Origin of the sequence: Actinomadura sp. SCN-SB (assembly GCF_043906805.1) — a bacterium.
Taxonomy (GTDB): domain Bacteria; phylum Actinomycetota; class Actinomycetes; order Streptosporangiales; family Streptosporangiaceae; genus Spirillospora.
The window spans coordinates 15,636-41,903 of sequence record NZ_JBIMPP010000012.1 but is presented as its reverse complement, the minus strand read 5'-3'; the positions used below and the strand labels follow the sequence as shown (position 1 = coordinate 41,903).

Here is a 26,268-nt window from a genome sequence, read left to right as displayed (position 1 = left end):
CCAAACGTGATCGGCACGCCGGAAGGCGGGCGCGGGCCTGTGACGGGCTCAGTAGTCGAGCAGGTGGGGGTACTCCTCGGCGATCAGCTCCTCCAGGAACCCCAGGTCCTTGCGGCCGGCGCGGTATATCAGGCGCGGGATCGTGGTCTCCTCCTTGTCGACCAGGTCGATGCGGGCGCCCGCGTCCAGCAGCGCCCTGACCAGCGCGACGGAGCCGTCCAGCTCGACGGCCCTGTGCAGGGCCGAGGCGCCGATGACGTCAGGGGTGTCGACGTCCAGGCCCGCCGCCAGGAGCCGGGGCAGCAGCACCTCATGGTCGAGCATGTACAGCTTGTGCAGCAGCGTCCGTCCGTTCTTGTCGCGGACGCGCGGGTCCACGCCCAGGTCGAGCAGCCGCAGCACGCCCGGGGTGTCGCCGTGGTGGGCGCGGTCGAACAGGTCGCGACGCTGGTCGCGCAGGGCCTTGGGCAGCCGTCCGGCGCCCGTCCGCCACGCCTTCTGGACGGCGAAGCACCCGCCGACCGCCCCGCCCAGCGCCGCCAGCGCCTCCTCGCGCTTCCGCTCCTCGGCGCTGTGCGGCAGCCGCAGGGCTCCGCCCTCGAAGGCGACCTCGTGCCAGTCGCCGCGGCAGCGCACCCGTACCGGATCGGGCCGCTCGGGCTCCGGCGGACCGACCCCGCTCGACGGCCGTGCCGGGCACAGGGCGTCGTGGACGAGCGGATGCAGCCATTCGGGCGGGGTGCGGCCCTCGCGCAGCAGGTCGATGTCGGGCAGACGCTGCCAGCGTGCCTCCGCGAGCACGGGCTCGGTGTAGTCCCAGGCGGGCATCGCCCCCATCTCGGCGCGCACGCCACGGTCGCCGTCGTGTTCGAGGAGCAGGGTGGAGAACGCCCCGCAGGGGATCGCGAAACGGGCGGCCGGCCTGCCGGGCGCGCGCCGCAGCTCCGGTTCGAGCCGGGTCAGGGCCAGCGGCATCCGGGCGAGCCTGTCCAGCGAGCCGACCTCGTTGTCCCGCTGGTACTCGACCGACTCGGGCTCCAGCGCGATGCCCGCCGCCGTGAAGGCCGCCTCGACCTCGCCGCGCTCGTGCAGCATCGTGACCCACTCCGCGTGCCCGACCGGGTCGTCGGCACCGGGGTCGGACGTGGGCAGCTTCGCGGCGGCGCGCGGCGTGCCGTCGGGCTCGAGGAACGGGACGCGCTCGTCGTCGCCGCCGCAGCGCCTCCTCAGCTCGTGCGCGCGGCGGACGTCCCACAGGTGCCTGGCCCGGACCCAGGACTGGGCGATGCCGCGCCAGAACTGGTTGAAGGGGTAGTCGTCGCACATGTGGACGGCATCCCTCCGCATGTCGACCGGGGCGAAGTACAGGGTGAGACGCTGCGACGTCTGGAACAGCCAGGGATGGGCGGTGATGTACAGGCGCGGGGCGGCCCTGCCCTCCAGCCCGTGCGCGCCGTAGTGATTGAGGATCAGCGCCCCTCCCGGCTGCAGGGTGGTGCCCGAGGGACCGACCCTGGGGGCGTGCCAACGCACCAGGTCGGGGGCAAGGTGGAGCAGGTCGTCCTCCACGGCGGCCGCCACCTCGGCGCCGTATCGCGCGGCGATGTCGTCCAGGTCGAAGGTGACGTCCACCGCGGCGGCGGCGCAGGCTCCGCGCCAGTCTCCGGCCAGGCGGCGCTCGGTCGCCCGCTCGATCATCCAGCGCGGGACCGCGTACCGGCGGATCCGCCGTAGCCGCGCCAGCCGGGACCCGGCGGCGATGTTCCCCTGTGGCAAGGATCGCCCCCTCGAAAGCGTTCTGGTCCCGGCTGATCCGGCGGAAATGAGCGGCAAGGCCGGTCGGATTCGAACCGACGTCCTCCAGCCCGCTGCAAGGCGCGACGACCTCTGCGCTACGGCCCTGCCTGGCGGGGACTATATCGATCATTCCGCCCGGCCGCGAGCGAACGGCACGTTCGGCCGATGCCCGGAGGCGGCGCACGGAGGATAATGTGCACCGCCGCCCCGTTCCGCGGGACCCCGCCTTCCAGCTCCGATACCTTCCAGCCCCGACACCTGGAGGAAACGCCGATGACCGCCGCCCGCCCTTCGCACCGTGAGGCCCTGCTGGACGCCGCGGCCGAGCTGCTGGTGCAGCGCGGCTACCGCGGCGTCCGGATGCAGGACGTCGCCGCCGCCGTGGGGGTGAGCAGGCAGACCGTCTACAACGAGTTCGGCGACAAGTGGGGGCTGGCGCAGGCGGTGGTGCTGCGCGACAACGACCGCTACCTGGAGAGCATCAACCGGCTGCTGTCCGAGCACGAGGACCTGCACACGGCGGTGGAGGCGGCGGTGCTGTTCACGCTGGAGACCTCCGCCGACGACCCGATCAAGAAGGCGGTGCTGACCGGCGCGGGCGGGGACGAGCTGCTGCCGCTGCTGACCACCAAGGCCGAGCCGGTGCTGTTCACCGCCAGCGCCCGCATCGTCGAGCACGCGATGCGGCAGTGGCCGCAGGTGGAGCGCGCGGAGCTGGCCACGATCGCCGACGCGGCGGTGCGGCTGACGATGAGCCATATCGTGCTGCCGTCCGAGCCGCCCGAGCGGGTCGCCCGGTTCATCGCCGACATGGTCACCCGTTACCTGGGCACCGCCACGGGACGCGGCTGACCGCCCCCCGCCCGAACCCGGCGGCCTGCGTCAGCGCGCACTTACCGCGTGGGCTACGGTGGCCGTGCACGCAAGCCGGAGGAGGCGCGGATGGAGTTCGACCTGCCCGACAGCGCGATCGCGGTGCGCGACGGCGTAGGGGCGATCGCGAGCAAGTACGGCCAGGACTACTGGGACCGGTGCGACGCCGAGAAGCGCTGGCCCGAGGAGGTCTGGCGGGAACTGGTCGATGGCGGCTGGCACAGCCTGGCCATCCCCGAGGAGTACGGCGGCGGCGGCCAAGGGCTGCTGGAGCTGGCGGTGGCGCTGGAGAGCCTGGCCGGGGGCGGCGCGGGCGGCGCCGCCTCGTTCATGTACCTGCTGACCCCCGCGTTCGGCGGGCTGACCATCACCCGGCACGGCACCGAGGAGCAGCGGCGCGCGTTCCTGCCCGCCATCGCCGCCGGCGACCTGGACACCTGCTTCGCGATCACCGAGCCGGACGCCGGCAGCAACGCCATCCAGATCGCCACCCACGCCCGCCGCGAGCCGGGCGGCGACTTCGTGGTCGGCGGGCAGAAGATCTGGATCTCCGGGGTGGAGCGCGCCGACCTCATGGTGCTGGTCGCCCGGACGATTCCCGCCGCCGAGGCCGGCCCGCGCACCGCGGGGTTCACGGTGCTGCTGGTGGACGTGCGCGAGGCCGTCGCCCAGGGCACGCTGTCCTACCGCCCGATCCCCAAGCTCGGCACCAACACCGTCGCGTCCAGCATGGTGTTCCTGGACGGGGTGCGCGTCCCGGCCGACCGCGTCCTGGGCGAGCCCGACCGGGGTTTCGCGGTGCTGTGGGACATCCTCAACCCCGAGCGGATCCTGGCCGCCGCCGGTGGGGTCGGCTCGGGCGAGCTGGCGCTGGAGATCGCGTGCTCGTACGCGCGGGAACGGGCGCCGTTCGGCAGGCCGATCGGGGCCAACCAGGGCGTCGCGTTCCCCCTCGCCAGGATCAAGGCGCAGCTGGAGCTGGCCCGGCTGATGACCCACAAGGCCGCCTGGCTGTGGGACCGGGGACGGCCCTGCGGCTCGGAGGCCAACATCGCCAAGCTCACCGCCGCCGACGCCGCCTGGCAGGCCGCCGACCGCGCCTTCCAGACCCACGGCGGCATGGCCTACTCGCTGGAGTACCCGGTGGCGCGGCTGTTCAGGGACGCCCGCATCGCCAAGAACATCCCCGTCGCCGAGGAGCTCGTCCTGGCCCACATCGCGCAGCACGAGCTGGGCCTGCCCAAGTCGTACTGACGCCCGGCGCGGGTCAGGTGAACGTGGGCGGGCGCTTCTCGCGGATCGCGGCGACGCCCTCCCGCGCGTCCGGCCCGGTGAAGCCCAGGAACTCCAGGGCCAGGGACGCGTCGAAGGTGGGACCGGCCAGCCGCAGCCAGTTGTTGAGCGCGTGCTTGGTGTTGCGGATCGCCTCGGCCGCGCCCGCGGCCAGGCGCCCGGCGACCTCCAGGGCGCGCTCGTGCACCTCCTCGTCGTCCACGCACAGGCTGACCAGGCCGATCCGCTCGGCCTCGGCGCCGCTGAGGGTGTCGCAGAGCATCAGGTAGTACTTGGCCTTGGCCATGCCGCACAGCAGCGGCCAGATGATCGCGGCGTGGTCGCCCGCGGCCACGCCCAGCTTGGTGTGCCCGTCGATGATCTTTGCGGTGCGTCCCGCGACCGAGATGTCGGCCAGCAGCGCCACCGCCAGGCCCGCGCCCACCGCCGGGCCCTGGATCGCGCTGACCACCGGCTTGGAGCAGCCGATCAGGTTCATCACGATGTCACGGGCCTCGCGCATGATCCGGGTGCGGGCGGCGTGGCTGTCCAGCATCTCCTCGACCATGGCCAGGTCGCCCCCGGCCGAGAACGCCGTCCCCTCGCCGCGCACCAGCACCGCGCGCACCGCGTCGTCGGCGTCCACGTCCCGCCAGATCGCCGTCAGTTCGCCGTGCGCGACGGCGTCGACGGCGTTCAGGCGCCCCGGGGCGCTCAGCGTGACCCGCAGCACCCCCGGCGCCGCCCAGTCGATCCTCAGCCGCTCGTAGTGGCCGTACCCGTCAGCGTTCGGGCTGTTCCGGCCGAGCCTCTCCTGTGTCATGTCCTGTGTCATGCGGCACCTCCGCTCCCCTCGGGGGCGCCATCGTCGCACAGGGCGCTCCAGTGGCTCAGCCGCCCCCGGCCTCAGCGACCAGGGCCTCGAACAGGCGCCGGTCGTCGCCCTCCTCGGGGTGCCACTGGACGCCCAGGCCGAACCGGTGACCCTGGAGCTCCACTCCCTCGACGACCTGGTCGTCGGCCCAGGCCACGGCGGTCAGGCCCTTGCCGAGCCTGCCGACCGCCTGGTGGTGGTACGCGGGCACCTCGGCCGCCTCGCCCAGGATCTTGCCCAGGACGCTGGTCCCGCTGATCCGCACCCGGTGCCGTCCGATCATCCCGGCCGCCGGGGCGTGCCGCTCGTGCCCGACCGCCTCCGGCAGGTGCTGGACCAGCGCGCCGCCGCGCGCCACGTTCAGCACCTGCATCCCACGGCAGATCGCCAGGAACGGCAGGTCGGCGTCCACCACCGCGCGGACCAGCGCCAGCTCGAACCGGTCGCGGTGCGGCTGCGGCGGGCCGGTCTCGGCGTGCCGCTCGGCCCCGTACAGCCGCGGGTCCACGTCGCCGCCGCCGGCGAACACGATGCCGTCGAGCCCGCGCAGCAGGGTCCGCGTCCCGCCCAGGCCCGCCAGCGGCGGCACCAGCACGGGCACGCCCCCGGACCGCTCCACCGCGCGCACATACGGGGCGGGCAGCAGGGCCGCCTCCCGTACCCACACACCCCAGCGGGCCGGTTCGAGGTAGGTGGTGATGCCGATGAGCGGTGGAGCGTTGGCGGTGCCGCCGGGATCGCCCGGCGCCCCCCTTGTCACCTCTCGCATGCTTATTCCTCCCCTAGTACGCCTCCCCCCTCGGCCAGCTTGCCGCATGGACCCTCGTCGCGCAGGGCGAAGGGAGCGGATCCACCTCGGACGGGCGGGCCGGGGCCGCCGGCGAGCCCGCACCGCCCGGGTAGAGATTTTTCCTCCGCAGAAGGCGAGAGATCATCGCGGGCACGGACCCCTACGCCAGATAAAACAGGCGATACCGGAGCAATTCCCCCCGGCTTTCCCCAATCATTGGGGCGATTCCGGTCGATACCGACAAGTATCTTTACACCCAACGATCAACCAGGAAATCCAGCGAAATTCGCAAAGGCATACAGAACGCCCTCCGGCCGCGTCACCTGGCCCGAACCGGTTGAGGACCGCGGCTCCCGGTGCGAAACTCTCACAAAGTCGGACAGCACGGGGGAACTGCCAAGGGCGCCGGGAGTCCCGGCGCCGTACCCGACGGCCGAGAAGGCGGCTGGCCTATGCCATGGGAAGCGCGCGTCGCGCAAGAAAGCCTCGACTGGATCGAACCCGTCGCACAGAAGGCCGCCGGCTATTTCTACGGCCGGCTGTTCGCCTCCGACCCCCGGCTGCGGGAACTGTTCCCGCCCGCCATGGACCGGCAGCGCGACCGCATGTTCCGCGCCCTCATCGAGATCGTCGGCAGCCTGGACGACCTCGCCGCGCTCGACCGCACGCTCGCCCGCCTCGGCCGCTGCCACCGCAAGTTCGGCGTGCTGCCCGAGCACTATCCCGTCATGGGCGCGGCCCTCATCGCGACGCTGCGCAGGTTCGGCGGGACCGCCTGGACGGCCGAGACCGAGACCGCCTGGACGGCCGCGTACCGGTCCGCGTCCCGGCTGATGATCGCCGCCGCCGAACGCGACGCGGCCCTCGCGCCGCCCTGGTGGGTCGCCGAGGTCACCGCCCACGACCGCCGCGCCGCCGACCTGGCCGTGCTCACCCTCCGCCCGGACCGCCCCCTGCCCTACGAACCGGGCCAGTACGTCCCCGTTCAGGTCCGGCGCTGGGCCAGGGTGTGGCGGCCCTACTCGCCCGCCGGCGCGCCCCGCCCCGACGGCACCCTCCACCTGCACGTGCGCGCCGTCCCCGGCGGCTGGGTGAGCGGGACGCTGGTGCGCCACACCGCGCCGGGCGACACCGTCCTGCTCGGCTCCGCGGACGGCACCATGACCCTCGACGGCACCGGCGGCCGCGACCTCCTCCTGGTCGCGGGCGGCACCGGCCTCGCTCCCCTCAAGGCCATCGCCGAGCAGGCCGCCACCTCCGCCCGCGACCGCTCCGTCCACCTCCTCGTCGGCGCCCGCACCCAGGACGGCCTGTACGACATCGACTCCCTGCGGGCGCTCGCCGCCGCCTGGCCCCGGCTCCAGGTGACCCCCGTCGTCTCCGGCGACCCCGACCACCCCGGGACCCGCGGCAGCCTGCCCGACGTGCTCGGCCGGTTCGCCGACCCCGGCCGCCACGAGGTCTACCTCGCCGGTCCCGCCGGGATGGTCAGGGCCGCCGCCGGCGTCCTGAGCGACCTCGGCGTCCCGCCCGAGCACGTCCACCACGACCCGATCGAGCCCCCATGACGAGCCGCCCGCCGCCGCTCACCAGCCGCCGCGCTCCTTCAGGAACCTCGTCGTGGCCGCGTCCGCGGGATAGAACGCCTCGATCGCCAGCTCCGCCACCGTGATGTCGACGGGCGTGCCGAACGTGGCGATCGTGCTGAAGAACGACAGCTCGGCCTCCCCCGACCGGATCCGCAGCGGTACCACCACCTCCCCGCCGGACGGCGGCGGCGCGGGCCCCTCCACCGGCTCCGGGTACTCGCGCAGCTCCCGGTACAGCTGCGCCAGCGCCGGGTCCGCGGTCAGCGCCACATGACGGCGCACCCGGTCGATCATGTGCGCGCGCCACTCCGCCAGATTGATGATGTTCCGCGCCATCCCCTCCGGATGCATGCTGAGGCGCAGCACGTTCAGCGGCGGCTCCAGCAGCTCCGGGGACGCCCCCTCCATGAACAGCGCGGCCGCCGCGTTCGCCTCGATCAGGTTCCAGAACCGGTCCACCACGACCGCCGGGAAGGGCTCGTGGCCCCGCAGCACCTGGCGCAGCGCCTCCCGCACCGAATCCATCCGCGGCTCCTCGAACGAGGTCTCGGAGTACACCGGCGCGAACCCCGCCGCCACCAGCAGCAGATTGCGATCGCGCAGCGGCACGTCCAGGTGCTCCGACAGCCGCAGCACCATCTCCCGGCTCGGCAAGGACCGCCCCGTCTCCACGAAGCTCAGATGCCGCGTCGAGACACCGGCGTCGGAGGCCAGCTCCAACTGGCTCATCCGGCGCCTCTGCCGCCACGCCCGCAACTGCTCCCCGACCGGCCGCACGTCACTCAGCGAGGTCGTCATCGTCGTCACGCCCCGACGGTATCCAGCCGATGTCATGGCGGCGATTACCTCCCACGTCATGGACCGGGCCCGCACACCCCGGGCAGGGTGACCCGCCAGGAGAACCCGACACCCGAGAGGGACCGAGATGACGACGGACCAGTTCCTCGACGCCATGCCGTTCGCCCGCACGCTGGGCGTGGAGATCGACGCCGCCGCGCCCGGCGAGGTCACCGGGCGGCTGGCCTGGGCACCGGGCCGCTGCACCGCGGGCGGGACGATGCACGGCGGCGCCCTGATGGCGCTCGCCGACAGCCTCGGCGCCGTCTGCGCGTTCCTCAACCTCCCCGAAGGCGCGAGCACCACCACCGTGGAGTCCAAGACCAACTTCTTCCGCGGCGTACGGTCCGGGACCGTCCGCGGCGTCGCCCGGCCCCTGCACACCGGCCGCCGCTTCCTCGTCGTCCAGACGGATCTGTACGACGACGCCGAACGCCGGATCGCGCAGGTGACCCAGACCCAGGCGGTGCTGGCCGGGTCCTGAGCGGCGGGCGTGTCAGGGCACCGAGCCCGTGGCCTTTACATTGTAGATCAGGTCTTGGTGAGGTGGGTGTCGAAGAAGGCGAAGATGCGCTCCCACGCCTCGGGGGCGGCGTCGCGGCCCTGACCGTGCGCCATGACGACCTTGGACAGCAGGCTCATCGGGGCCGGAGTGCGGCTGCCGGTGAGGAAGCTGTGCCCCGCGTCCGGGTACTCCCTCACATCGTGCGGCACGTCCAGCTCGGTCAGGGCGCGGTCGAGCTTGGCGGCGGCGCGCCGGAGCGAGCGGTCGCGGCCGCCGTAGCTCGCGACGACGGGGCAGGCGCCCTCCAGCGCCTCGGGCAGTGCGCGGGGCAGCATGCCGTAGTTCACCGAGGCGGCCTGGAAGTCGTACTCGGCGGCGGCCACCAGGGCGAACCCGCCGCCCATGCAGAAGCCGATCACGCCCACCCGTCCCGTGCAGTCGTCGCGGGCGGCGAGCCAGGCGCGGGCGGCCTCGATGTGGTCGTACATGGGCCCGCGCCGCGCGAACATCTGGCGCATCGCGGAACGGACGCACCGCAGCCACGGCGCCCCGTTGTAGAAGTCGGGAAGGACGGCCAGGTAGCCCCGGCCCGCCAGACGGTCGGCCTGGGCGCGCATGTCCTCGTTCACGCCGAACGCCTCGAACACGACGACGACGGCCGGCCACGGGCCCTCCCCCTCCGGGACGGCGAGGTAGGCGGGCAGGTCCTGAGCCCCTGCGGGGACGGTGATGTCAGGCATGCGCCCAACCTGGCGTAACCGGCGCCTTACGCCCAGGCCCAATCTTCCGCGGATCGATCACGTGCTCGTGTGACGCCGGTCTCGTTCAGGCGCGTCAGACCTTGCGCCATCTGGGGATCCAGGCGCCGTCCTCGACCTCGTAGTCGCCGAACAGGGCGGGCGCCTCGCGCCGCATCACCTCGCCGACCCGGCCGAACAGCAGCCGGATCTCCTCCTCCGCGCCGGGGGCCGTGCGGTTCTCGATCACATGCCGGAGGGTGCGGACGTTGGCCGTCCAGACCAGCCCGGTGGCGACGCCCTCGGGAGCGAAGCGCCGCATGAACGACGTCTTATGCTTCTTCTCCGCGAACGGGACGCCCTCGTCGTCGAGCCCGAAACGGGCGGCCATCCAGCCCTGGAACTCCTCCATCTGCTCCAGGAGCGCGGTGGCCCGCTTCATCAGCTCGGCGTCCTCGCGGGCCCACTCGGGGAACCAGAACGGGATGTCCTGGAGCCGCACGAAGCGCAGGGACTCCTGGGAGATCGCCGTACCGGGACGGTGCCGCACCAGCTCGTGGGTCAGGACGCGGCTGACGTTGTGCAGGACGAAGCTGAAGCTGATGTGCTCCAGCACCGACCCGTGCATGCTGCGCAGGATGTTCTCCAGATACGCGTCCTGGTCGGTGCGGATCCTGGTTACGTTGGGGTTGAGACCCGGCTCCCAGGACCGGTAGCACAGCCGGCCGGCGAACTCCGCGAGGTTCTGCGGGTCGTTGAGCTCGGCGTCCAGCTCCCCCCGGTCGAGCCGCCCGAGCCAGGACTCGCCGCCGACGTCGCGCAGATAGCGGGCCACCTCGTCGTAGTCCAGCTCCGGACGTGCGACCAGGTACACCTTTGGCTCGACGCTCTTCACGCTGTCATCTCCCCATGCGTCACGTTCACCCCTTGAGGGATGCCGTCCCAAGGAAACCAGGTCGGGACGGAGTTGGCGACACCGCACCGGGCGCCGCGATGTCAGGGGTGTCGGCCGGTGACACTCCTGGAGCTCATGCCGCAGACTGGGGTCGTGACAGAGCTGAAGGTGCTGGGCGCGTGCCCGCTGGACTGCCCGGACGGCTGCTCGTGGGTGGTGACCGTACGGGACGGCGAGGCGGTGGAGCTGCGCGGCAACCCCGACCACCCCTACACCAGGGGCGCGCTGTGCACCAAGGTCAACCGGTGGCTGGAGCGCGCGTCCCAGCCGGACCGCATCCTGTACCCGCTGCGCCGCGCCGGCCGCAAGGGCGAGGGACGGTTCGAGCGCATCACCTGGGACGAGGCGCTGGACGAGATCGCCGGCCGTCTCCACCGGATCATCGAGGAGCACGGCGGCCAGGCGATCTGGCCGTACTGGGGCACCGGCACGCTCGGCTATCTCCAGGGTCTGGAGGGCTTCGCGGGGCGGCGGCTGTTCAACGCGCTCGGCGCGTCCGGCCACGACGCGAACATCTGCTCGGCGGCGGGCACGACCGGGCTGCGGTACACGATCGGGCGGGGCGGCGGCATGGACCCCGAGGACTTCGCGCATGCCCGGCTGATCATCCTGTGGGGCTCGAACCCGCTGACCAGCGGCCACCACGTGTGGACGTTCGTGCAGGCCGCGCGGCGCGCGGGGGCGTACCTGGTGGCGATCGACCCCGTGCTGACCCGCTCCGCCGCCCAGGCCGACGAGCACCTGGCGCCGCTGCCGGGCACGGACGCGGCGCTGGCCCTCGGCCTGCTGAACGTGGTCGTCGGCCTCGGCGCGCAGGACGAGGAGTTCCTGGAACGGCACACCCTGGGCTGGCCGCGGTTCCGGGAGCGGATCGAGGAGTTCACCCCGTCCCGCGCCGCCGCCATCACGGGAGTGCCCGAGGAGGCGATCGTCGCGCTCGGCGAGCGCATCGCGCGCACGCGGCCCACCGCGATCCGCGCCACGCAGGGCGTACAGCGGCACGCGGGCGGCGGGTCGGCGCTCCGGACGCTGGCGTGCGTCCCCGGGGTGACGGGCGACTGGGCGCGGCGGGGCGGCGGACTGTCGTTCTCGACCTCGGGCCATGCCCGGCTGAACCGCCGGGCGCTGTTCCGCGACGACCTCTACACAGGCGGCCCCCGCCGCGTGCTGTCGATGAGCCGGCTCGGCGAGGCGCTGCTGGAGGCGGACGACCCGCCCGTCCAGGCGCTGTTCGTGATCGCGGCCAACCCGGTGGGCAGCACGCCCCACCAGAACCGGGTCCGCGAGGGGCTGTCCAGGGACGACCTGTTCACCGTGGTCCTGGAGCAGTTCCCGACCGACACCGCCGACTACGCCGATATCGTCCTGCCCGCGACGATGCAGCACGAGCACGCCGACCTGCACGAGGGGTACGGCCATCTCTACCTGGCCTGGAACGAGCCCGCGGTCGCGCCGCCCGGCGAGTGCCTGTCCACCACGGAGACCTTCCGCCGCCTGGCCCTGCGCATGGGCCTGGACGACCCGGCACTCCAGGACTCCGACGAGCGCCTGGCCGAGCAGGCGCTGGCGTCGGGCCACCCCTACCTGGAGGGCATCACCCTCGACCGGCTCCGCAAGGAAGGGTTCGTGCGGCTGGCGGTGCCCGACCCGTTCCTGCCGTACGCCGAGGGGTTTCCGACGCCGTCGGGCAGGCTGGAGTTCGTCTCGCGGCGCGCCGCGGGCGCCGGGCTCGACCCGGTCGCCGGTTACACGCCGCCGGCCGAGGTCACCGATCCGGAGCGCGCCGCGCGCTACCCGCTGGCGCTGATCTCGGCGGCGTCGCACCACTTCCTCAACACGGTGTTCGGCAACAACGAGGAGCTGCGCCGCCGTTCCGGGGACGGCCCGTCCCTGCGCATGCACCCCGTGGACGCGGCGGCCCGTGGCCTGGAGAGCGGGCGGCGCGTGCGCGTCCGCAACGACCGGGGCGCGTTCGAGGCGGTGCTGGACGTCACCGACAGGGTGCGCCCCGGGGTCGTCGCGACGTCCAAGGGGCATTGGGCGAAGTTCTCCGGAGGCGCCAACGCCAACGCCGTGGTGAACGAGCACGACACCGACCTGGGCGGCGGCCCCACCTTCCACGACACCCGCGTCGAGGTGGAGCCGCGCTAGGGACGCGCACGCGCTAAGGGAGCGCGTCGATCTCGTCCAGGATGGCCTGCTTGCCCTTCTCGTCGAGGCCGGACGCGAGGACGGCGTTGCGGGCGAGCGCGGTCAGCTCGTCCCGGCCGAACCCGAAGACCTCGGCGGCGGCGCGGTACTCGCCGGTCAGCGAGGTGTTGAACATGGGCGGGTCGTCGCTGTTGAGCGTGACGAACAGACCCTCCTCCAGCATCCGCGGCAGCGGGTGCGCGCCGAGGCTCTCGACCTGGCCCGTGCAGACGTTGGACGTGGGGCACACCTCCAGCGGGATCTGCGTCTCGCGCAGGTGCGCGACCAGCCGCGGGTCCTGGAGGCAGCTGATGCCGTGCCCGATCCGCTCGGCGCCGAGGCCGTCGATGACCTCCCAGATCGTCTCCGGACCGGTCATCTCGCCGCCGTGCGGGAGGCTGCGCAGGCCGGCGGCGCGGGCGGCGCGGAACGCGGCGCGGAAGTCGTCCCGGTACGGCGGGCGCATCTGCTCGATGCCCGCGAGGCCGAAGCCGGTCAGCGCCCGCGGCGGGTGCCGCAGCGCGTGCTCGGTGGTGGCGGCGGCGCCCTCGGCCCCGAACTCGCCGGGGATGTCGAAGATGTAGGCCAGCTCGACGCCGTGCAGGGAGAGCGCCTCGCCCGCGGCGCGGTCGAGCGCCTCGGTGATCGCCGGCATGGCCATCCCGGCGCGCTGGTGGGTGTACGGGGTGACGGTCAGCTCCACGTACCGGACGTTCTGCGCGGCTAGGTCGCGTGCCGTGCCCAGCACCAGCGTGGCGACGTCGTCGGGCGTCCTGACCAGGCTGGACACCGCCTCGTACACCTCGGCGAAGTGCGGGAAGTCGCGGAAGGCGTAGAAGTCGCGCAGCTCGTCCTCGGTGGTGGGGACCGGGCCGTCGGGATGCCGCCGGGCCAGTTCGAGGACGGTGGGGACGGAGGCCGAACCCACGAGGTGGACGTGCAGCTCGACCTTGGGGAGCGCGTCGATGAACGCGGTCAGGGAGGGTTCGATCATTGTGGTCACGCGGCGACGCTAGCAACCGGCCCGCCGCCCGCGACAGCGACATTCCCGCTTTCTAACACGAAAATGGAAGAATGGGTGGGTGCGTGCGTCCCGGCTGATCTCCCTGGTCCTCCTGCTGCAGTCGCGGGAGTCGATGACCGCCGCCGAGCTGGCCCGCGAGCTGGAGGTCTCGGAGCGGACGGTGTACCGGGACGTGGAGGCGCTGTCGGCGGCCGGCGTCCCGGTGTACGCCGAGCACGGCAGGGGCGGCGGGTACCGGCTCGTCGGCGGGTACCGGACGCGGCTGACCGGCCTCAGCAGGGAGGAGGCCGAGGCCCTGTTCCTGGCCGGGCTGCCGGGACCGGCCGAGGACATGGGCCTCGCCGACGCGGTGGCGGCGGCGGAGCTCAAGGTGCTGGCGGCGCTCCCCCCGGGTCTGCGGGACGCCCCCGAGCGCGCGGGCCGCCGCTTCCACCTGGACGCCCCCGGCTGGTTCGGCGAGTCCGGCCCGCCGCCCGTCCTGCGCGACCTGACCCGGGCGGTCTGGCATGACGAGGTGGTCGAGTTCCGCTACCGGCGCGCACGCGCGTCCGGCACGGACGGCGCATCCGGCGCGGACGGCGCATCCGGCGCGGACGGCGATGGCGTGCGCACGGTGGAGCCGTACGGGCTGGTCCTGAAGAACGGCACCTGGTACCTGGTCGCCAAGGCGGGCGACCGGCACCTCACCTACCGCGTGGACCGGATCGGCGACCTGCGCCCGGCCGGGCGGCGCTTCGACCGGGACGAGGGCTTCGACCTGCCCGGTCACTGGGCGGCCCAGGCCGGGGACTTCCTGCGGTCGATGCTGCGGGAGGAGATCACCGTCCGGCTCAGCCCGCGCGGGCGGCGGCTGCTGCGGTACGCGGTCGAGCCGTACGCGGCGCGCCGCGCGCTGGAGGACGCCGGGGAACCCGACGCCGACGGGTGGGTGACCACCACCCTGCCGATCGAGTTCCCCGAGGTGGCCTGCCACGAGATGCTGCGGCTCGGGACGGAGGCCGAGGTGCTGGACCCGCCCGAGCTGCGCGACCTCATCGCCTCCACCGCGGCCGGCGTCGCCGCCCTCTACCGGCGTCCCGCCGACCGCGCCCCGTGACCCGACCCCTGATGTCTCAGCGGTACCCCGTGACGTCGGCGGGCTTGCCCGCCCACTGGACCTCCATGACATAGCGCCAGGCGTCCGGGCGGCTGCCGTCGACATCGGTGAACCCGTACTCCTGGGCCAGGCCGCCACTGGACAGCGACCGCCCGTTCCAGCGATGCCGGTCGGGATCGGAGGCCAGCGCGACCACGGCCCGCCCGGTGAACGCGGGCGTCTCGGAGATCGCGAAGTGCGCCTCGACCCGTGTCGCGTCCCGCCAGTTCTCCTCGGTGACGCCGAAGCCGTCCAGCATCGCCTCCGACCGCAGCCAGCCCGGCGTGAGCGCCACGGCGGTGCAGCCGTACGGCTTGATCTCCTCGCCCAGCGTCATCCCCATCCGGATCCCGGCCCACTTGCACAGGTCGTAGAAGAAGCCGGACTCCCAGCGGTAGGAGGCGTTGGACTCGGCCGTCCCGTCGGTCATCTCGACCACCAGCCCGCCGGGGTTCCTGATCAGCAGCGGCAGCGCGCGGTGGCTGGTGATGGCGTGGGTGTCGATGCCCAGGCGCAGCAGCCGCAGGCCGTCCTCGACCGGGCGGTCCCACAGCCTCTCGCGGAAGCTCCAGAGGTGGTCGGCGCCGAAGATGTCGTTCACCAGCACGTCGAGCCGGCCGTGGTCGGCGTCGATCCGCTCGACCAGCCGGGTCACCTGCGCGGGGTCGAGGTGGTCCACCCGGACGGGGATGCCCTCGCCCCCGGCCGCGGTGACCCGTTCCGCGGTCTCCTCGATGGTCTCCGGCCTGTCCACCTCCGAGCGTCGCTCCCGGGTGGAACGGCCGGTGCAGTAGACGGTGGCGCCCGCGGCGCCCAGTTCCACGGCGGTGCCCCTCCCGGCGCCGCGCGTCGCCCCCGCGACCAGGGCGATCTTCCCGGCCAGCGGGCGGTCGTCGGTCGTGTTCTCGCTCATGACGAGGATGCTCGCAGCCAAATCTGACAGGTCACGTCAGGTTTTCCCGGCGCCCCGAAATGGCGCCCGCCCGGACATCCGTCCGGGCGGGTGGTCTCGGGGAGGGCGCTGGGCGCCGGTCAGGGATTGAAGATGCTGACACCGCCCGGCCCCACCAGGAAGCCGAGCACGATCAGCACGATGCCGAAGATCAGCTCGCGCCGGGCGATGATGACGTAGATACCGGCGATGATCAGGACTACCGCGATGAGCCAGAGCAAGGTGAGCATGGGCGCGGGGTCCCCCGCCCCGCGCCCGGTAAACGCCGGACCAAGGAGGGATGTCCGTTTTTACCTTTTCGGCGTGGCCGGAACGGCGGCGGGCGCGCGGCACAGCCGCAGCGCGTTCGCCACGACCCGGTGCCCCGCCCGCCCGGTCGCGGTGAGGATCGACTCGGGGTGGAACTGCACCGCCCAGCGCCGCCGCTCGGGGTCCTCGATGGCCATCACGACGTCCCCGGTCAGCGCCGTGACCTGGTAGCCCTTCACCCGTTCCGGGGTGGCGTGCAGCGAGTGGTAGCGCGCGGCGGTGAACTCCTCCGGCAGCCCTTCCAGCAGTTCGCCACCGCACACCCGCACGCGGCCCGGCTTGCCGTGCGACGGCTCGGGCAGCAGCGCCAGCTCGCCGCCCGCGTGCTCCACCATCGCCTGGAGGCCCAGGCACACCCCGAACACCGGCAGGCCCCGCTCGTCGAGGGCGTCCAGCAGCGCCGCGGTGGCGAAGTCCTCCGGGCGTCCCGGGCCGGGCGACAGCACGACCAGGTCGGGGGCAAGCTCGTCCAGCATCCGCAGGGGGAAGCCGTGCCGCAGCGTGACCGCCTCGGCGCCCTGCTGCCGGAAGTAGTCGGCCAGGGTGTTGACGAAGGAGTCCTCGTGGTCGACCACGAGGACCTTGAGGCCCTCCCCCGCCCGCTCGTCCTCTGCGCCGTCCGGCTCCGCGGTGTCGCCTCCGGCCGTTCCCGCCTGTGACTGGGCCAGCGCCTGGAGCAGCGCGCTGGCCTTGAGGTGGGTCTCCCGCTCCTCCTCCTCGGGGTCGGAGTCGTACAGCAGCGTGGCGCCCGCGCGGACGGTCGCGACGCCGTCCTTGATCTGGGCGGTGCGCAGGGTGAGACCGGTGTTCATCGACCCGTCGAAGCCGACGAACCCGACGGCGCCGCCGTACCAGCGGCGCGGCGCGTCCTCGTGGTCCTCGATGAACTGCATCGCCCAGGTCTTGGGCGCGCCGGTGACGGTGACCGCCCACATGTGCGTGAGGAACGCGTCCAGCGCGTCGAACCCGGGACGCAGCCGCCCCTCGATGTGGTCGACGGTGTGGATCAGCCGCGAGTACAGCTCGATCTGCCGCCGGCCCAGCACCTTCACGCTGCCGGGGACGCAGATCCGCGACTTGTCGTTGCGGTCCACGTCGGTGCACATGGTCAGCTCGGACTCGTCCTTGGCCGAGGACAGGATCGCGCGGATCTGCTCGGCGTCCTCCAGGGGGTCGCCGCCACGACGGATCGTCCCGGCGATGGGGCAGGTCTCCACGCGGTCCCCGTTCACCCGGACGAACATCTCCGGCGACGCCCCGACCAGGTGCTCGCCCTCGCCCAGGTTGAACAGGAACTCGAACGGCGCGGGGTTGGTCTCGCGCAGCCGCTCGAAGAACGCCGAGGGCGAGTCGCAGCGCCCGTACATCGCGTGCCCGGGGGTCACCTCGAACAGGTCGCCGCGGACGAACTTCTCCTTGGCCTCCCGCACCATCCGCGCGTACGCGCCGGGGACGGGCTGGGGCGGCAGCTCGGCGGCCGTGGTGAGGGGCGTCGGCTCCGTCTCGCGGGGGAGGCCGGCGGTGCTCGTCCCGTCCACCACGAAGTCGTAGGACACCCGGTGGGAGATCTCCAGCTTCCGGTCCACGACGATCAGCTCGTCCGCCAGGTGCAGGACGAGGTCGCGCTGGTCGGCGGGCCGCTCCAGGCGCGTGCGCAGCGGCTCGAACTGGAGCGACAGGTCGTACCCGAACGCCCCCCACAGGCCCAGGTGGGGGTCGTCGCAGCGGAACAGGTCGATCACGGCGCGCAGGGCGGTGAAGACGGTGGGCCGGCGGCTGCGCTCCTCCTCGGTGAAGAACTCCCCGCTCTCCGGCACGAACACCTCGACCCGTCCCGGCTCGTCGGCGCGGGTCTCCCCGATGCCGCGCAGGACGGGGCCGATCGCGCGGATCAGCACCCGGCCCCGCTCGTTGAGGGCCCGCGCGGTGACCGTGCGGCCACGCGCGACGACCTCCAGGCAGGGGTCGCGGTAGCCCATGTGCCAGCGGCTGTAGCGGCCCGGATACTCCATGCCGGAGCTGAGCACGCCGCCGCGCCGCTCCCCCAGCGCGGCGACGAGGGCGTTCAGCGCGTCGGACTTGCGCTCCGGGTCGACCGGGACGGCCGTGCGGATCACCCGCACGCCCCCGGCCGTCACGTACTCGCCGTGCCGCGATCCTTCACTGGTGGAACGCTCTGTGCTGGGCGGCTCAGCGCTGGACGGCTCAGCGCTGGGCGGCTCAGCGCTGGACGGCTCAGCGCTGGACGGCTCAGCGCTGGATCGCTGCGGGCGCGATTCTTCTGGGACGGTCTCCACCGCGGTGGCCCCTCAAAGTGTCAGGCCCTCGACCCTGGCCGGCCGCGAAGAAACGGCGGCGACCGCCGGGTGAGGGCGGTCGCCTGGATGTCGGAATGCTCGAACCGGCGCCGCCTTAGCGGCGCCACCACCAGTCCTGATGAGGGCGGTTCACGGTTCGCATGCACAGAGGGTACCGGGCGTGCGGGCCGGCGTCCAAGCGCCGCGGCCGGGGACCCGGGGTTTGCATCCGGGTCGCGTCTTGCCATGATGAGGATGCAAGGGATCGCTTACGAAGGGCCCGCTCATGGACCGCAAGAACCCCGAGTTCGAGCTTCGCGGGGTGAACCACGTCGCCCTGGTGTGCAGCGACATGAAGCGAACGGTCGACTTCTACCAGGGCGTGCTGGGCATGCCGCTGATCAAGACGATCGAGCTGCCCATGGGCTGGGGCCAGCACTTCTTCTTCGACTGCGGCGGCGGGAACGCGCTGGCGTTCTTCTGGTTCCCCGACGCGCCCGAGGGGGTGCCCGGCGTGTCGGCCCCGAAGAACCTCCCGGACCGGGGCGAGCTGCTGTCGGCGGTCGGGTCCATGAACCACATCGCCTTCGACGTGCCGCCGGAGAGGATCGAGGAGTACCGGGACCGGCTGATCGCCAAGGGCATCGACGTGGGCACCCTGCTCAACCACGACGACAGCGAGTTCGGCGTGGCGCGGGAGATGCACGACGGGGTGTTCGTGCGCTCGATCTATTTCAAGGACCCCGACGGCATCCTGGTCGAGTTCGCCGCCTGGACGCGGGAGCTGGACTCCCCCGACGACGTCCGGCACGAGCCGAAGACCGCCGCCGACCGTACGGTGTGACGCCCCGGGCGGGGAGGCGACGCGGCGGCCGAGCGGGGAGGCGACGCGGCGGACGGCGGATGGAACGATCCAGCCAAGTCGTGCCGCCGCCGAGATCTCACTGTGATCATCTTCACGGTAGGCTCGCGCCCGCCTATCACCCCCTGTGACCGGGCGTCCCTCCCGTCCACAGCTCCCAAGACGGCCACCGGACGGGCGGAACCCGGTCGTTCGACCGGCGCGCCACCGCGCGCCAGAGGAGGACCTCTTGGCCGCAAGCTCCCACGAGGAAACGCCCGCGGAGACCCGCCGCTCCGACCGCAGCCACTGGAACTGGCTGCTGATCGTCCCGGTCGTCGTCCCGCTGCTCACGTTGATCTACAACCGGGACGAGCCCCGGCTGGCCGGCTTCCCCGCCTTCTACTGGATCCAGCTGCTGATGATCCCGCTCAGCGTGCTGTGCACCGTGCTGGTCTACCGCGGCACCAGGAGGCGGGGCTGAGCCATGTCCGACCACCTCACCGAGATCATCGTTTTCGGCGCGCTGTTCCTGCTGGTCAGCGGGATGGGTTTCGTGGCGGCCCGGTGGCGCCGCCCCGACTCCATGGACAGCCTGGACGAATGGGGCCTGGGCGGCCGCAGCTTCGGCAGCTGGATCACCTGGTTCCTGGTCGGCGGCGACCTGTACACCGCGTACACCTTCGTCGCCGTCCCCGCCCTGGTGTTCGGCGCGGGCGCGGCCGGCTTCTACGCGGTGCCGTACACGATCGTCGTCTACCCGCTGGTGTTCCTGGTGCTGATCCGGCTCTGGTCGGTGTCGCACGTGCACGGCTTCGTCACCCCGGCCGACTTCGTCCGGGCCCGGTTCGGCTCGCCCACGCTGGCGCTGGCCGTGGCCGTCACCGGCATCGTCGCGACCATGCCCTACATCGCGCTGCAGCTGGTCGGGATCGAGGCCGTGCTGAAGGCCATGGGCGTGCACGGCCATCTGCCGATCATCATCGCGTTCGGCATCCTGGCCGCCTACACCTACCAGTCGGGGCTGCGGGCGCCCGCGCTGATCGCCTTCGTCAAGGACGTGCTGATCTACCTGGTGATCATCGTGGCGGTGCTGTACATCCCGGCCAAGCTGGGCGGCTGGGGCGACATCTTCGACGCGGCGCAGGCCAAGTTCGAGAAGACCCCCGCCCCTTCGGACGGCATCCTGCTGGACGGCACCAACCAGCTCAACTACGCGATGCTGGCGCTGGGCTCGGCGCTGGCGCTGTTCCTGTACCCGCACAGCATCACCGGCGTGCTGGCCAGCAGGAACCGTGACGTCATCAAGCGCAACATGTCGGCGCTGCCCGCCTACAGCCTCGTGCTGGGGCTGATCGCGCTGCTGGGCTTCATGGCCATCGCCGCGGGGATCGTCCCGATCAGCAGCGACGGCTCGGCCGACAACAACACCGTGGTGCCGCTGCTGTTCGACCGGATGTTCCCCGACTGGTTCACGGGGGTCGCGTACGCGGCGGTCGGCATCGGCGCGCTGGTGCCCGCGGCGATCATGTCGATCGCGGCGGCGAACCTGTTCACCCGCAACATCTACAAGGAGTATGTGAACCGCGACGCCACCGAGAAGCAGGAGGCCAACGTCAGCAAGCTGGCCTCGCTGGTGGTCAAGATCGGCGCGGTGGCCTGCATCCTGCTGCTGGACCCCGAGTTCTCCATCGACCTGCAGCTGATCGGCGGAGTGATCATCCTGCAGACGCTGCCGTCGGTCGGCCTGGGGCTGTTCACCCGCTGGTTCCACCGCGGCGCGCTGGTCGCGGGCTGGGCCGCGGGCCTGGCGGCGGGTCTGTGGATGCTCTACCAGATCCCCAACCCGGCCAAGGGCAAGGAGCACTTCGGCGGCTCGGCGTACAAGCTGGGCGAGCTCGGCCTGGACACCAAGATGACCGTGTACGTGGGCATCCTGGCCCTGGCCGTCAACCTGGTGGTGGCGGTCGTGGGCACGCTGGTCTGCCGCGCGGCCAAGCTCCCCGACGGCGCCGACATCACCAAGGACGGCGACTACACCGCCGACGAGGGCGACCCGAAGGTCAAGGAGCTGGAACCGGCCTCCAGCACCTGACCGGCCTTCTCTCGCCGGAGGGCGGCGACCCGGGTACCGGCTCGACGGGTCCCGGGCCCGCCGCCCTCCGGGCCCCGTACCGGCTCAGGACTCCAGGTACGGCGGGTTGGCGACCAGCAGCTTGTCCCGGACGGTCTCCACCAGCGCGTCCTTGACCTCGGCGGCGCGGCCGTCGATCTCCCCCGCCCTGATCGCCGCGGCCAGCTCGGCGTCGTCCGCGAACCCCAGCGCCGCCAGCCGCGCCCGGTGCCGCTCGGCCTGGCCGGCGCCCAGCTCCATCTCCCGTTCCGCGATCGACAACGCGTTCACCGCGACCAGCGCGTGGAATCGGGCGCGGCCGGACAGCGCGCCCACCACGTCGGTCTCCAGGAATTCGCGGACGGCCTCGACCAGTTCCCGCGCGGAGGGCGCGTCATGGGGTGGTGTCACGGAGGCGATCCTAGATCCTCGGCACGCTTGCCACAGAACGGCATTCGGTAGCAGGGTGGCGGGCAGCCGGACGATCCTGGAGAGGCGGCGCCGATGAGCTTCGAGGTCCCCGCGTCCGTACGTCCCGTCCGGGACGCGGTGCACGCGTTCATGACCGAGCGGGTGGAGCCCGCCGAGCCCGTGCTGCGCAAGGGCGGCGAGGAGGCCGCCGAGACGCTGGCCGGCTTGCAGCGCGAGGCCAAGCGCGAAGGGCTGTGGGCACTGGGCCACCCCAAGGAGCTGGGCGGTGGCGGCCTGCCGTTCCTGGACTACGTGTACGTGAACGAGGTACAGGGGCGCAGCGAGTTCGGGCAGCTCGCGCTGGGCACCTACAGCCTCCAGGACTCGCTCATGCTGCACCTGTACGCCAGCGAGGCCCAGCGCGAACGGTTCCTGGAGCCGCTGGTGGCGGGCGAGATCTTCCCCAGCTTCGCCATGACCGAGCCGGGCGTCTCCAGCTCCGATCCGACCCAGCTCACCACGACGGCGACGCTGGAGGGCGGCGAGTGGGTGATCCGGGGACGCAAGTGGTTCACCACGGCGGCGAACGTGGCGGCCTACACCACGGTCATGTGCCGCACCGAGCCGGAGGACACCTCACCGTACCTGTCGTTCAGCATGATCCTGGTGCCGACGGACACGCCCGGCTACACGATCGTCCGCGACACCCCGGTGCTCGGGCTGGACGGCGGGCACTGCGAGGTCGTCTATGACGACGTCCGCGTGCCGGAGAGCAACCTGCTGGGGCCGCGCGGGCACGGCTTCGTCATCGCGCAGGAGCGCCTCGGCCCTGGGCGGATCTTCCACTGCATGCGGTTCCTCGGCCAGGCGCAGCGCGCGTTCGACCTGATGTGCGAGCGGCTGCACCAGCGGACGGCGTTCGGCGGGCCGCTGCACGAGAAGCAGCTGCTGCAACAGCACGTGTTCGACTCCTACACCGAGATCCAGGCGTCCCGCCTGCTCACCCTGCACGCCGCCCACAAGATCGACTCGACGGGCGACGGCCTGGGAGCGGAGGCGAGGGTCGAGATCGGCGCCATCAAGGTGGTGGCGGCGCGGATGCTGCACAACGTCATCGACCGGGCCATCCAGGTGCACGGCGCGGAGGGCCTGACCGAGGACACCCCGCTGGGCCACATGTACCGGCACGCCCGCGCGGGCCGGATCTTCGACGGCCCGGACGAGGTGCACATCACCACGACCGCGCGCCGCATCCTCCGCGAGTACCGCAAGGGACGCAACTGGGAGTTCGGGCTTCGCTGACGCGCCCCTTCCCCGGAACGGAGAGCGGGACCGGCTCCGCTACGGGAGCATCCGCAGCAGGTCCCACTCGTTCTCGGCGACACGGCGTCCCAGGGTGGCCAGCTCGACCGAGCGTTCGCCGCCCGACATGTGGCGCCGTGCCTGCATGGCGCAGATGATGCCCCACCGGGTCACGCCGAACGTCTCCCACCAGTGCAGCGCGCCACGGTCGACCCGGGTGCCGCCGGCCCTCTCGTACGCCTCGATGAGCTGGTCGTAGGCGCCGAAGCCGCCGACAGGCGGCTCGGCCCCGAATCGCCATGCCTTCACGCACAGCCAGCCCAGGTCCTCCAGGGGGTCGCCGAGGTGGGCCAGTTCCCAGTCGAGCACGGCTCTGATGCCGTCCTCGCCGACGATGAAGTTGCCGTTACGGAAGTCGCCGTGGACCACGGTGGGCGTGACCCGGGGCGGGCGGTTGCGCTCCAGCCATCGCAGCCCGAACTCCAGGGCCGGGTGCGGCTCGCCGATGCCGTCCAGGATGTCCGTCCAGAGCCGCAGCGGGTCGTCGCGTTCCAGCCCGGGGACGGCGTCCACCGGGATGCGGTGGACGGCCGCGAGGATCTCGCCGCACTGCCCGGCGAGCCGCGCGCGGGCCGCGGCGAGCGCGGGGTCGCGCAGGATGCGGCGCGGGATGGTCTCGCCCTCCACCCGCTCCATCACCACGAACTCGGTGCCGAGCGGGCCGTCCTCGCCTCCGGACGCGATGACCTCGGGGCTCGGCACGCCGGCGGCTCCCGCGGCGCGCATCAGCTCGGCCTCGCGCGTCAGCGGGGCACCGGCCATGGCGCCGCGCGTGGAGAGCCTCAGGATGAGGGGATGGGCCACGCCCTCCGCCGTCACGACCTCGAACGCGCAGGTCACCCTGGACGCGCCGCCCTGCGCCCGGCTGAGCCCGCGCACCTCGGCGCCGGGCCCGTACCGTTCGGTGAGCACGCCGGCCAGGGGGCCGGCCAGCCGTTCGAGGTCCATCAGGCACGCCCGTAGGCGTCGTCGAGGCGTTCGATGTCGTCCTCGTCGAAGTCCCCGAAGGCGATCTCCATGACCCGCACGGCCGGTCCCGACGAGCCGAGCCGGTGCGTCTCGCCCCGGCGGATGAAGACCCGCTCGCCCACCTCGGGCTCGAAGCGGCGCCCGGCCACCTCGAAGACGGCGCCGGGGTCCAGCGCGACCCACAGCTCGTCGCGGTCGCGGTGGCGCTGGAGGCTGAGCCGCTGCCCGGGCCGCACGTGGATGAGCTTCACCGTGGACGGCTCGTTCAGCGTGAAGCGTTCGAAGCCGCCCCAGGGGCGCTCATCGGACACGACGGCGGGTTCGGGCAGCGGGCCGGAGCGGGGGTCGGTGGTCTGCACGGTCACCTCGGTGCTGTTCATGGGGCGCTTCTCACGCAAGGCCGGCGTCCCGGGGGAACCCGGCGAGGATCAGGTCCGTCAGCGTATCGACCACCACGGACCGGGGCACCTCGCCGGCGTGATCCAGCCACCAGTCCCCGGCCGTCTGCACCATCCCGACGACCGCGTGCCCCCACACGTAGGCGCGGGTGCGGTCGATCGGGCCGCCCGCTCCGTCCCCCTCGGCGATCACCACCTCGGCCAGCTCCCGGCTCACCCCGCGGATCATCGTGCTCATCGCGCTGCGGGTGGCCGCGTCCTCGGCGCTGGCCCGGTGCATCAGGAACCGGTACAGGTTCGGATTGGCCGAGATGATCGCCAGGTAGGTGTCGATGGAGGAGCGGGCGCGGGCACGGGTCGAGTCGGACCGGGAGAACTCCGCGCGGATGCCCTCGACCAGGCGGCGCGTGTGCCGCTCGGCCAGCGCCTGGTAGAGACCGCTCTTGTCGCCGAAGTGGCGGTACAGGATCGGCTTGCTGATCCCGGCCTCGGCGGCGATGGACGCCATGGACGCCTCCGGGCCCTCCCGCTGGATCACCCGGTCGGCCGCCTCCAGCAGGGCACGCCGCCGGTCGGGATCGCGGCGCGACCCCGTGCTCGCCGCCTCCGCCGTCATGGGCAGCACCGTACGCCACCACGCCGCGTCACCCGACGCCGGGCCCGATGGTCGGCCACCGGGTGTCTCCCGAGAGAGGGACCGCGCGGGTAAAGGTCTCGTCCGCGCGGACCCGTCAGCGGGGGGCGGGAATGTCAAGCGGAGGGCAAACGCGCTGGTCAGCGGACCGGGAGGCCGGTGATGCTGCGGCCGATGACCAGGCGCTGGATCTCGCTGGTGCCCTCGAAGATGGTGAAGATCTTGGAGTCGCGGTGCATCCGCTCGACCGGGTACTCGCGGGTGTAGCCGTTGCCGCCGAGGATCTGGATGGCCTCCTCGGTGCAGCGGACGGCGGCCTCGCTGGCCATCAGCTTGGCCATGGAGCCCTCGGCGCTGGTGAACTCCTTGCCGTTGCGGGCCATCCAGGCGGCCCGCCACACCATGAGCCTGGCCGCGTCGATCTGGCATTTCATGTCGGCCAGCTTGAACGCGACGGCCTGGAAGTCGCCGATCTTGCGGCCGAACTGCTCGCGCTCGCGGGCGTACTCCAGCGCGTAGTCGTAGGCGGCGCGGGCGACGCCGAGGGCCATCGCGCCGACCGAGGGACGGGTGGTCTCGAACGTCTTGAGGGCCGCCTGGGCCTTGGCGCTCTTGCCCTCGCGCACCCGGGCGATGCGCTCGTCGAACCGTTCCTTGCCGCCCACGATCAGCGAGCCGGGCAGCCGTACGTCGTCCAGGATCACCTCGGCGGTGTGCGAGGCGCGGATGCCGTGCTTCTTGAACTTCTGGCCCTGCTTCAGCCCCGGCGTGTTCGGCGGGACGATGAAGCTGGCCTGGCCCCGGCTGCCCAGCTCCGGGTGGACCGAGGCGACCACCACGTGGACGTCGGCGATGCCGCCGTTGGTGGCCCAGGTCTTCCGGCCGTTGAGCACCCACTCGTCGCTGGCCTCCTCGTAGACCGCCCGCGTGCGGATGGCCCCCACGTCGCTGCCCGCGTCCGGCTCGGAGGCGCAGAACGCGCCCAGTTTCACGTCATCGGGCGTGCCGAACATCTGCGGCACCCACTCGCCCGTCTGCTCGGGCGTGCCGACCGCCGCGATGGACGCCGCGGCCAGCCCGGTGCCCACGATCGACAGCGCGATGCCCGCGTCCCCCCAGAACAGCTCCTCGAAGGCCACCGGGATGCCGAGGCCGGTGGGCTCCAGCCATTGGGTGGCGAAGAAGTCCAGCGAGTAAAGGCCGATCTTGGCGGCCTCCTGGATCAGCGGCCACGGGGTCTCCTCGCGCTCGTCCCATTCCTCGGCGGCTGGACGGATCACGTCGCGGGCGAACTCATGCACCCACCTCTGAACCTCGCGCAGGTCGTCGCCCGGTTCCAGGGAGAACGGAGCGGCCTCGGTGCTCGTCATCGTTATTGACCCTCTCTCCAATACGGCCGTGTTA

Annotated in this window: 25 protein-coding genes, 1 tRNA gene and 1 pseudogene; 11 read left to right on the top strand and 16 right to left on the bottom strand. The window is 72.5% G+C overall.

Annotation, left to right across the window (positions count from 1 at the left end):
• Positions 1-48 precede the first annotated feature (48 nt).
• Together ACGWYJ_RS10590 and ACGWYJ_RS10585 are read right to left on the bottom strand one after the other, a co-directional pair.
• Positions 49-1,776 (bottom strand): ankyrin repeat domain-containing protein, encoded by a 1,728-nt coding sequence (locus ACGWYJ_RS10590; protein WP_395105600.1) that lies wholly within the window; start codon positions 1,774-1,776, stop codon positions 49-51.
• Positions 1,777-1,830: 54 nt separating this feature from the next.
• A tRNA-OTHER gene (locus ACGWYJ_RS10585) sits at positions 1,831-1,902 on the bottom strand.
• Between the two features lie 168 nt (positions 1,903-2,070).
• Here ACGWYJ_RS10585 and ACGWYJ_RS10580 point away from each other — a divergent pair.
• The gene (locus ACGWYJ_RS10580; protein ID WP_395105598.1) at positions 2,071-2,649 is read left to right on the top strand and encodes a TetR family transcriptional regulator; all 579 of its coding nucleotides are present in this window, start codon (positions 2,071-2,073) and stop codon (positions 2,647-2,649) included.
• Positions 2,650-2,739: 90 nt separating this feature from the next.
• Positions 2,740-3,924, top strand: a complete 1,185-nt coding sequence (locus ACGWYJ_RS10575; protein WP_395105597.1) for an acyl-CoA dehydrogenase family protein — start codon at positions 2,740-2,742, stop codon at positions 3,922-3,924.
• Positions 3,925-3,937: 13 nt separating this feature from the next.
• Here the strand turns inward: ACGWYJ_RS10575 and ACGWYJ_RS10570 are convergent, their stop codons facing one another.
• Positions 3,938-4,777: an enoyl-CoA hydratase/isomerase family protein gene (locus tag ACGWYJ_RS10570; RefSeq protein ID WP_395105595.1), complete on the bottom strand. Its 840-nt coding sequence runs from the start codon at positions 4,775-4,777 to the stop codon at positions 3,938-3,940.
• 55 nt (positions 4,778-4,832) lie between these two features.
• Entirely contained in the window at positions 4,833-5,585 is a 753-nt protein-coding gene (locus tag ACGWYJ_RS10565; RefSeq protein ID WP_395105593.1) for a gamma-glutamyl-gamma-aminobutyrate hydrolase family protein, read from the bottom strand.
• A gap of 473 nt (positions 5,586-6,058) precedes the next feature.
• On the opposite strand from ACGWYJ_RS10565, the gene ACGWYJ_RS10560 reads away from it, so the two are divergent.
• A complete protein-coding gene (locus tag ACGWYJ_RS10560; RefSeq protein ID WP_395105591.1) occupies positions 6,059-7,174 on the top strand; it encodes a globin domain-containing protein in 1,116 nt (371 codons plus the stop codon).
• 18 nt (positions 7,175-7,192) lie between these two features.
• Here the strand turns inward: ACGWYJ_RS10560 and ACGWYJ_RS10555 are convergent, their stop codons facing one another.
• Positions 7,193-7,993: a helix-turn-helix domain-containing protein gene (locus ACGWYJ_RS10555; RefSeq protein ID WP_395105770.1), complete on the bottom strand. Its 801-nt coding sequence runs from the start codon at positions 7,991-7,993 to the stop codon at positions 7,193-7,195.
• 127 nt (positions 7,994-8,120) lie between these two features.
• Between ACGWYJ_RS10555 and ACGWYJ_RS10550 the strand changes: the two genes are divergently transcribed.
• Complete coding sequence (locus tag ACGWYJ_RS10550; protein ID WP_395105590.1) at positions 8,121-8,516, top strand: PaaI family thioesterase; 396 nt, start codon at positions 8,121-8,123, stop codon at positions 8,514-8,516.
• 47 nt (positions 8,517-8,563) lie between these two features.
• On the opposite strand, the gene ACGWYJ_RS10545 is transcribed toward ACGWYJ_RS10550, so the two are convergent.
• Both ACGWYJ_RS10545 and thyX read right to left on the bottom strand, forming a co-directional pair.
• Entirely contained in the window at positions 8,564-9,277 is a 714-nt protein-coding gene (locus ACGWYJ_RS10545) for a dienelactone hydrolase family protein (protein ID WP_395105588.1), read from the bottom strand.
• 94 nt (positions 9,278-9,371) lie between these two features.
• Positions 9,372-10,169: an FAD-dependent thymidylate synthase gene (thyX, locus tag ACGWYJ_RS10540; RefSeq protein WP_395105586.1), complete on the bottom strand. Its 798-nt coding sequence runs from the start codon at positions 10,167-10,169 to the stop codon at positions 9,372-9,374.
• Between the two features lie 153 nt (positions 10,170-10,322).
• Here thyX and ACGWYJ_RS10535 point away from each other — a divergent pair, with 153 nt between their 5' ends.
• The gene (locus ACGWYJ_RS10535; RefSeq protein WP_395105584.1) at positions 10,323-12,380 is read left to right on the top strand and encodes a molybdopterin-dependent oxidoreductase; all 2,058 of its coding nucleotides are present in this window, start codon (positions 10,323-10,325) and stop codon (positions 12,378-12,380) included.
• A gap of 13 nt (positions 12,381-12,393) precedes the next feature.
• Here the strand turns inward: ACGWYJ_RS10535 and add are convergent, their stop codons facing one another.
• Positions 12,394-13,413 (bottom strand): adenosine deaminase, encoded by a 1,020-nt coding sequence (gene add, locus ACGWYJ_RS10530; RefSeq protein WP_395105768.1) that lies wholly within the window; start codon positions 13,411-13,413, stop codon positions 12,394-12,396.
• An 88-nt stretch (positions 13,414-13,501) separates the two neighbouring features.
• Between add and ACGWYJ_RS10525 the strand changes: the two genes are divergently transcribed.
• Positions 13,502-14,539, top strand: coding sequence for a helix-turn-helix transcriptional regulator (locus ACGWYJ_RS10525; RefSeq protein WP_395105582.1), 1,038 nt, complete (start codon positions 13,502-13,504; stop codon positions 14,537-14,539).
• A gap of 16 nt (positions 14,540-14,555) precedes the next feature.
• Here ACGWYJ_RS10525 and ACGWYJ_RS10520 read toward each other — a convergent pair whose 3' ends face one another.
• The 3 genes and pseudogenes from ACGWYJ_RS10520 to ACGWYJ_RS10510 all read right to left on the bottom strand — a co-directional run.
• Positions 14,556-15,491, bottom strand: a complete 936-nt coding sequence (locus ACGWYJ_RS10520; protein WP_395105580.1) for an SDR family oxidoreductase — start codon at positions 15,489-15,491, stop codon at positions 14,556-14,558.
• Between the two features lie 119 nt (positions 15,492-15,610).
• On the bottom strand, positions 15,611-15,760 hold the full coding sequence (locus ACGWYJ_RS10515) for a GPGG-motif small membrane protein (RefSeq protein ID WP_395105579.1): 150 nt from the start codon (positions 15,758-15,760) through the stop codon (positions 15,611-15,613).
• A 60-nt stretch (positions 15,761-15,820) separates the two neighbouring features.
• Positions 15,821-17,980 (bottom strand): annotated as a pseudogene (locus tag ACGWYJ_RS10510) (anthranilate synthase component I); the annotation flags it as partial.
• 25 nt (positions 17,981-18,005) lie between these two features.
• Here ACGWYJ_RS10510 and ACGWYJ_RS10505 point away from each other — a divergent pair.
• The 4 genes from ACGWYJ_RS10505 (at position 18,006) to mctP (ending at position 21,072) form a co-directional block, all read left to right on the top strand.
• A complete protein-coding gene (locus ACGWYJ_RS10505) occupies positions 18,006-18,209 on the top strand; it encodes a hypothetical protein (protein ID WP_395105786.1) in 204 nt (67 codons plus the stop codon).
• Positions 18,210-18,422: 213 nt separating this feature from the next.
• Entirely contained in the window at positions 18,423-18,980 is a 558-nt protein-coding gene (locus tag ACGWYJ_RS10500) for a VOC family protein (RefSeq protein WP_285693582.1), read from the top strand.
• A gap of 247 nt (positions 18,981-19,227) precedes the next feature.
• Positions 19,228-19,461: a DUF3311 domain-containing protein gene (locus ACGWYJ_RS10495; protein ID WP_395105576.1), complete on the top strand. Its 234-nt coding sequence runs from the start codon at positions 19,228-19,230 to the stop codon at positions 19,459-19,461.
• 3 nt (positions 19,462-19,464) lie between these two features.
• The gene (mctP, locus tag ACGWYJ_RS10490) at positions 19,465-21,072 is read left to right on the top strand and encodes a monocarboxylate uptake permease MctP (RefSeq protein WP_395105575.1); all 1,608 of its coding nucleotides are present in this window, start codon (positions 19,465-19,467) and stop codon (positions 21,070-21,072) included.
• Between the two features lie 84 nt (positions 21,073-21,156).
• Here the strand turns inward: mctP and ACGWYJ_RS10485 are convergent, their stop codons facing one another.
• A complete protein-coding gene (locus ACGWYJ_RS10485) occupies positions 21,157-21,501 on the bottom strand; it encodes a DUF6285 domain-containing protein (RefSeq protein WP_395105573.1) in 345 nt (114 codons plus the stop codon).
• 93 nt (positions 21,502-21,594) lie between these two features.
• Between ACGWYJ_RS10485 and ACGWYJ_RS10480 the strand changes: the two genes are divergently transcribed.
• Complete coding sequence (locus tag ACGWYJ_RS10480) at positions 21,595-22,803, top strand: acyl-CoA dehydrogenase family protein (protein ID WP_395105572.1); 1,209 nt, start codon at positions 21,595-21,597, stop codon at positions 22,801-22,803.
• 39 nt (positions 22,804-22,842) lie between these two features.
• Here the strand turns inward: ACGWYJ_RS10480 and ACGWYJ_RS10475 are convergent, their stop codons facing one another.
• From ACGWYJ_RS10475 to ACGWYJ_RS10460, 4 genes are all read right to left on the bottom strand, one after another.
• Positions 22,843-23,811: a phosphotransferase family protein gene (locus ACGWYJ_RS10475; RefSeq protein WP_395105570.1), complete on the bottom strand. Its 969-nt coding sequence runs from the start codon at positions 23,809-23,811 to the stop codon at positions 22,843-22,845.
• The gene (locus ACGWYJ_RS10470) at positions 23,811-24,212 is read right to left on the bottom strand and encodes a phosphomannose isomerase type II C-terminal cupin domain (protein ID WP_285693574.1); all 402 of its coding nucleotides are present in this window, start codon (positions 24,210-24,212) and stop codon (positions 23,811-23,813) included. The genes ACGWYJ_RS10475 and ACGWYJ_RS10470 overlap by 1 nt, the downstream gene beginning before the upstream one ends.
• 10 nt (positions 24,213-24,222) lie before the next feature.
• The gene (locus ACGWYJ_RS10465) at positions 24,223-24,846 is read right to left on the bottom strand and encodes a TetR family transcriptional regulator (RefSeq protein ID WP_395105568.1); all 624 of its coding nucleotides are present in this window, start codon (positions 24,844-24,846) and stop codon (positions 24,223-24,225) included.
• A gap of 158 nt (positions 24,847-25,004) precedes the next feature.
• Positions 25,005-26,234: an acyl-CoA dehydrogenase family protein gene (locus tag ACGWYJ_RS10460; protein ID WP_395105566.1), complete on the bottom strand. Its 1,230-nt coding sequence runs from the start codon at positions 26,232-26,234 to the stop codon at positions 25,005-25,007.
• Between the last annotated feature and the right edge of the window lie 34 nt (positions 26,235-26,268).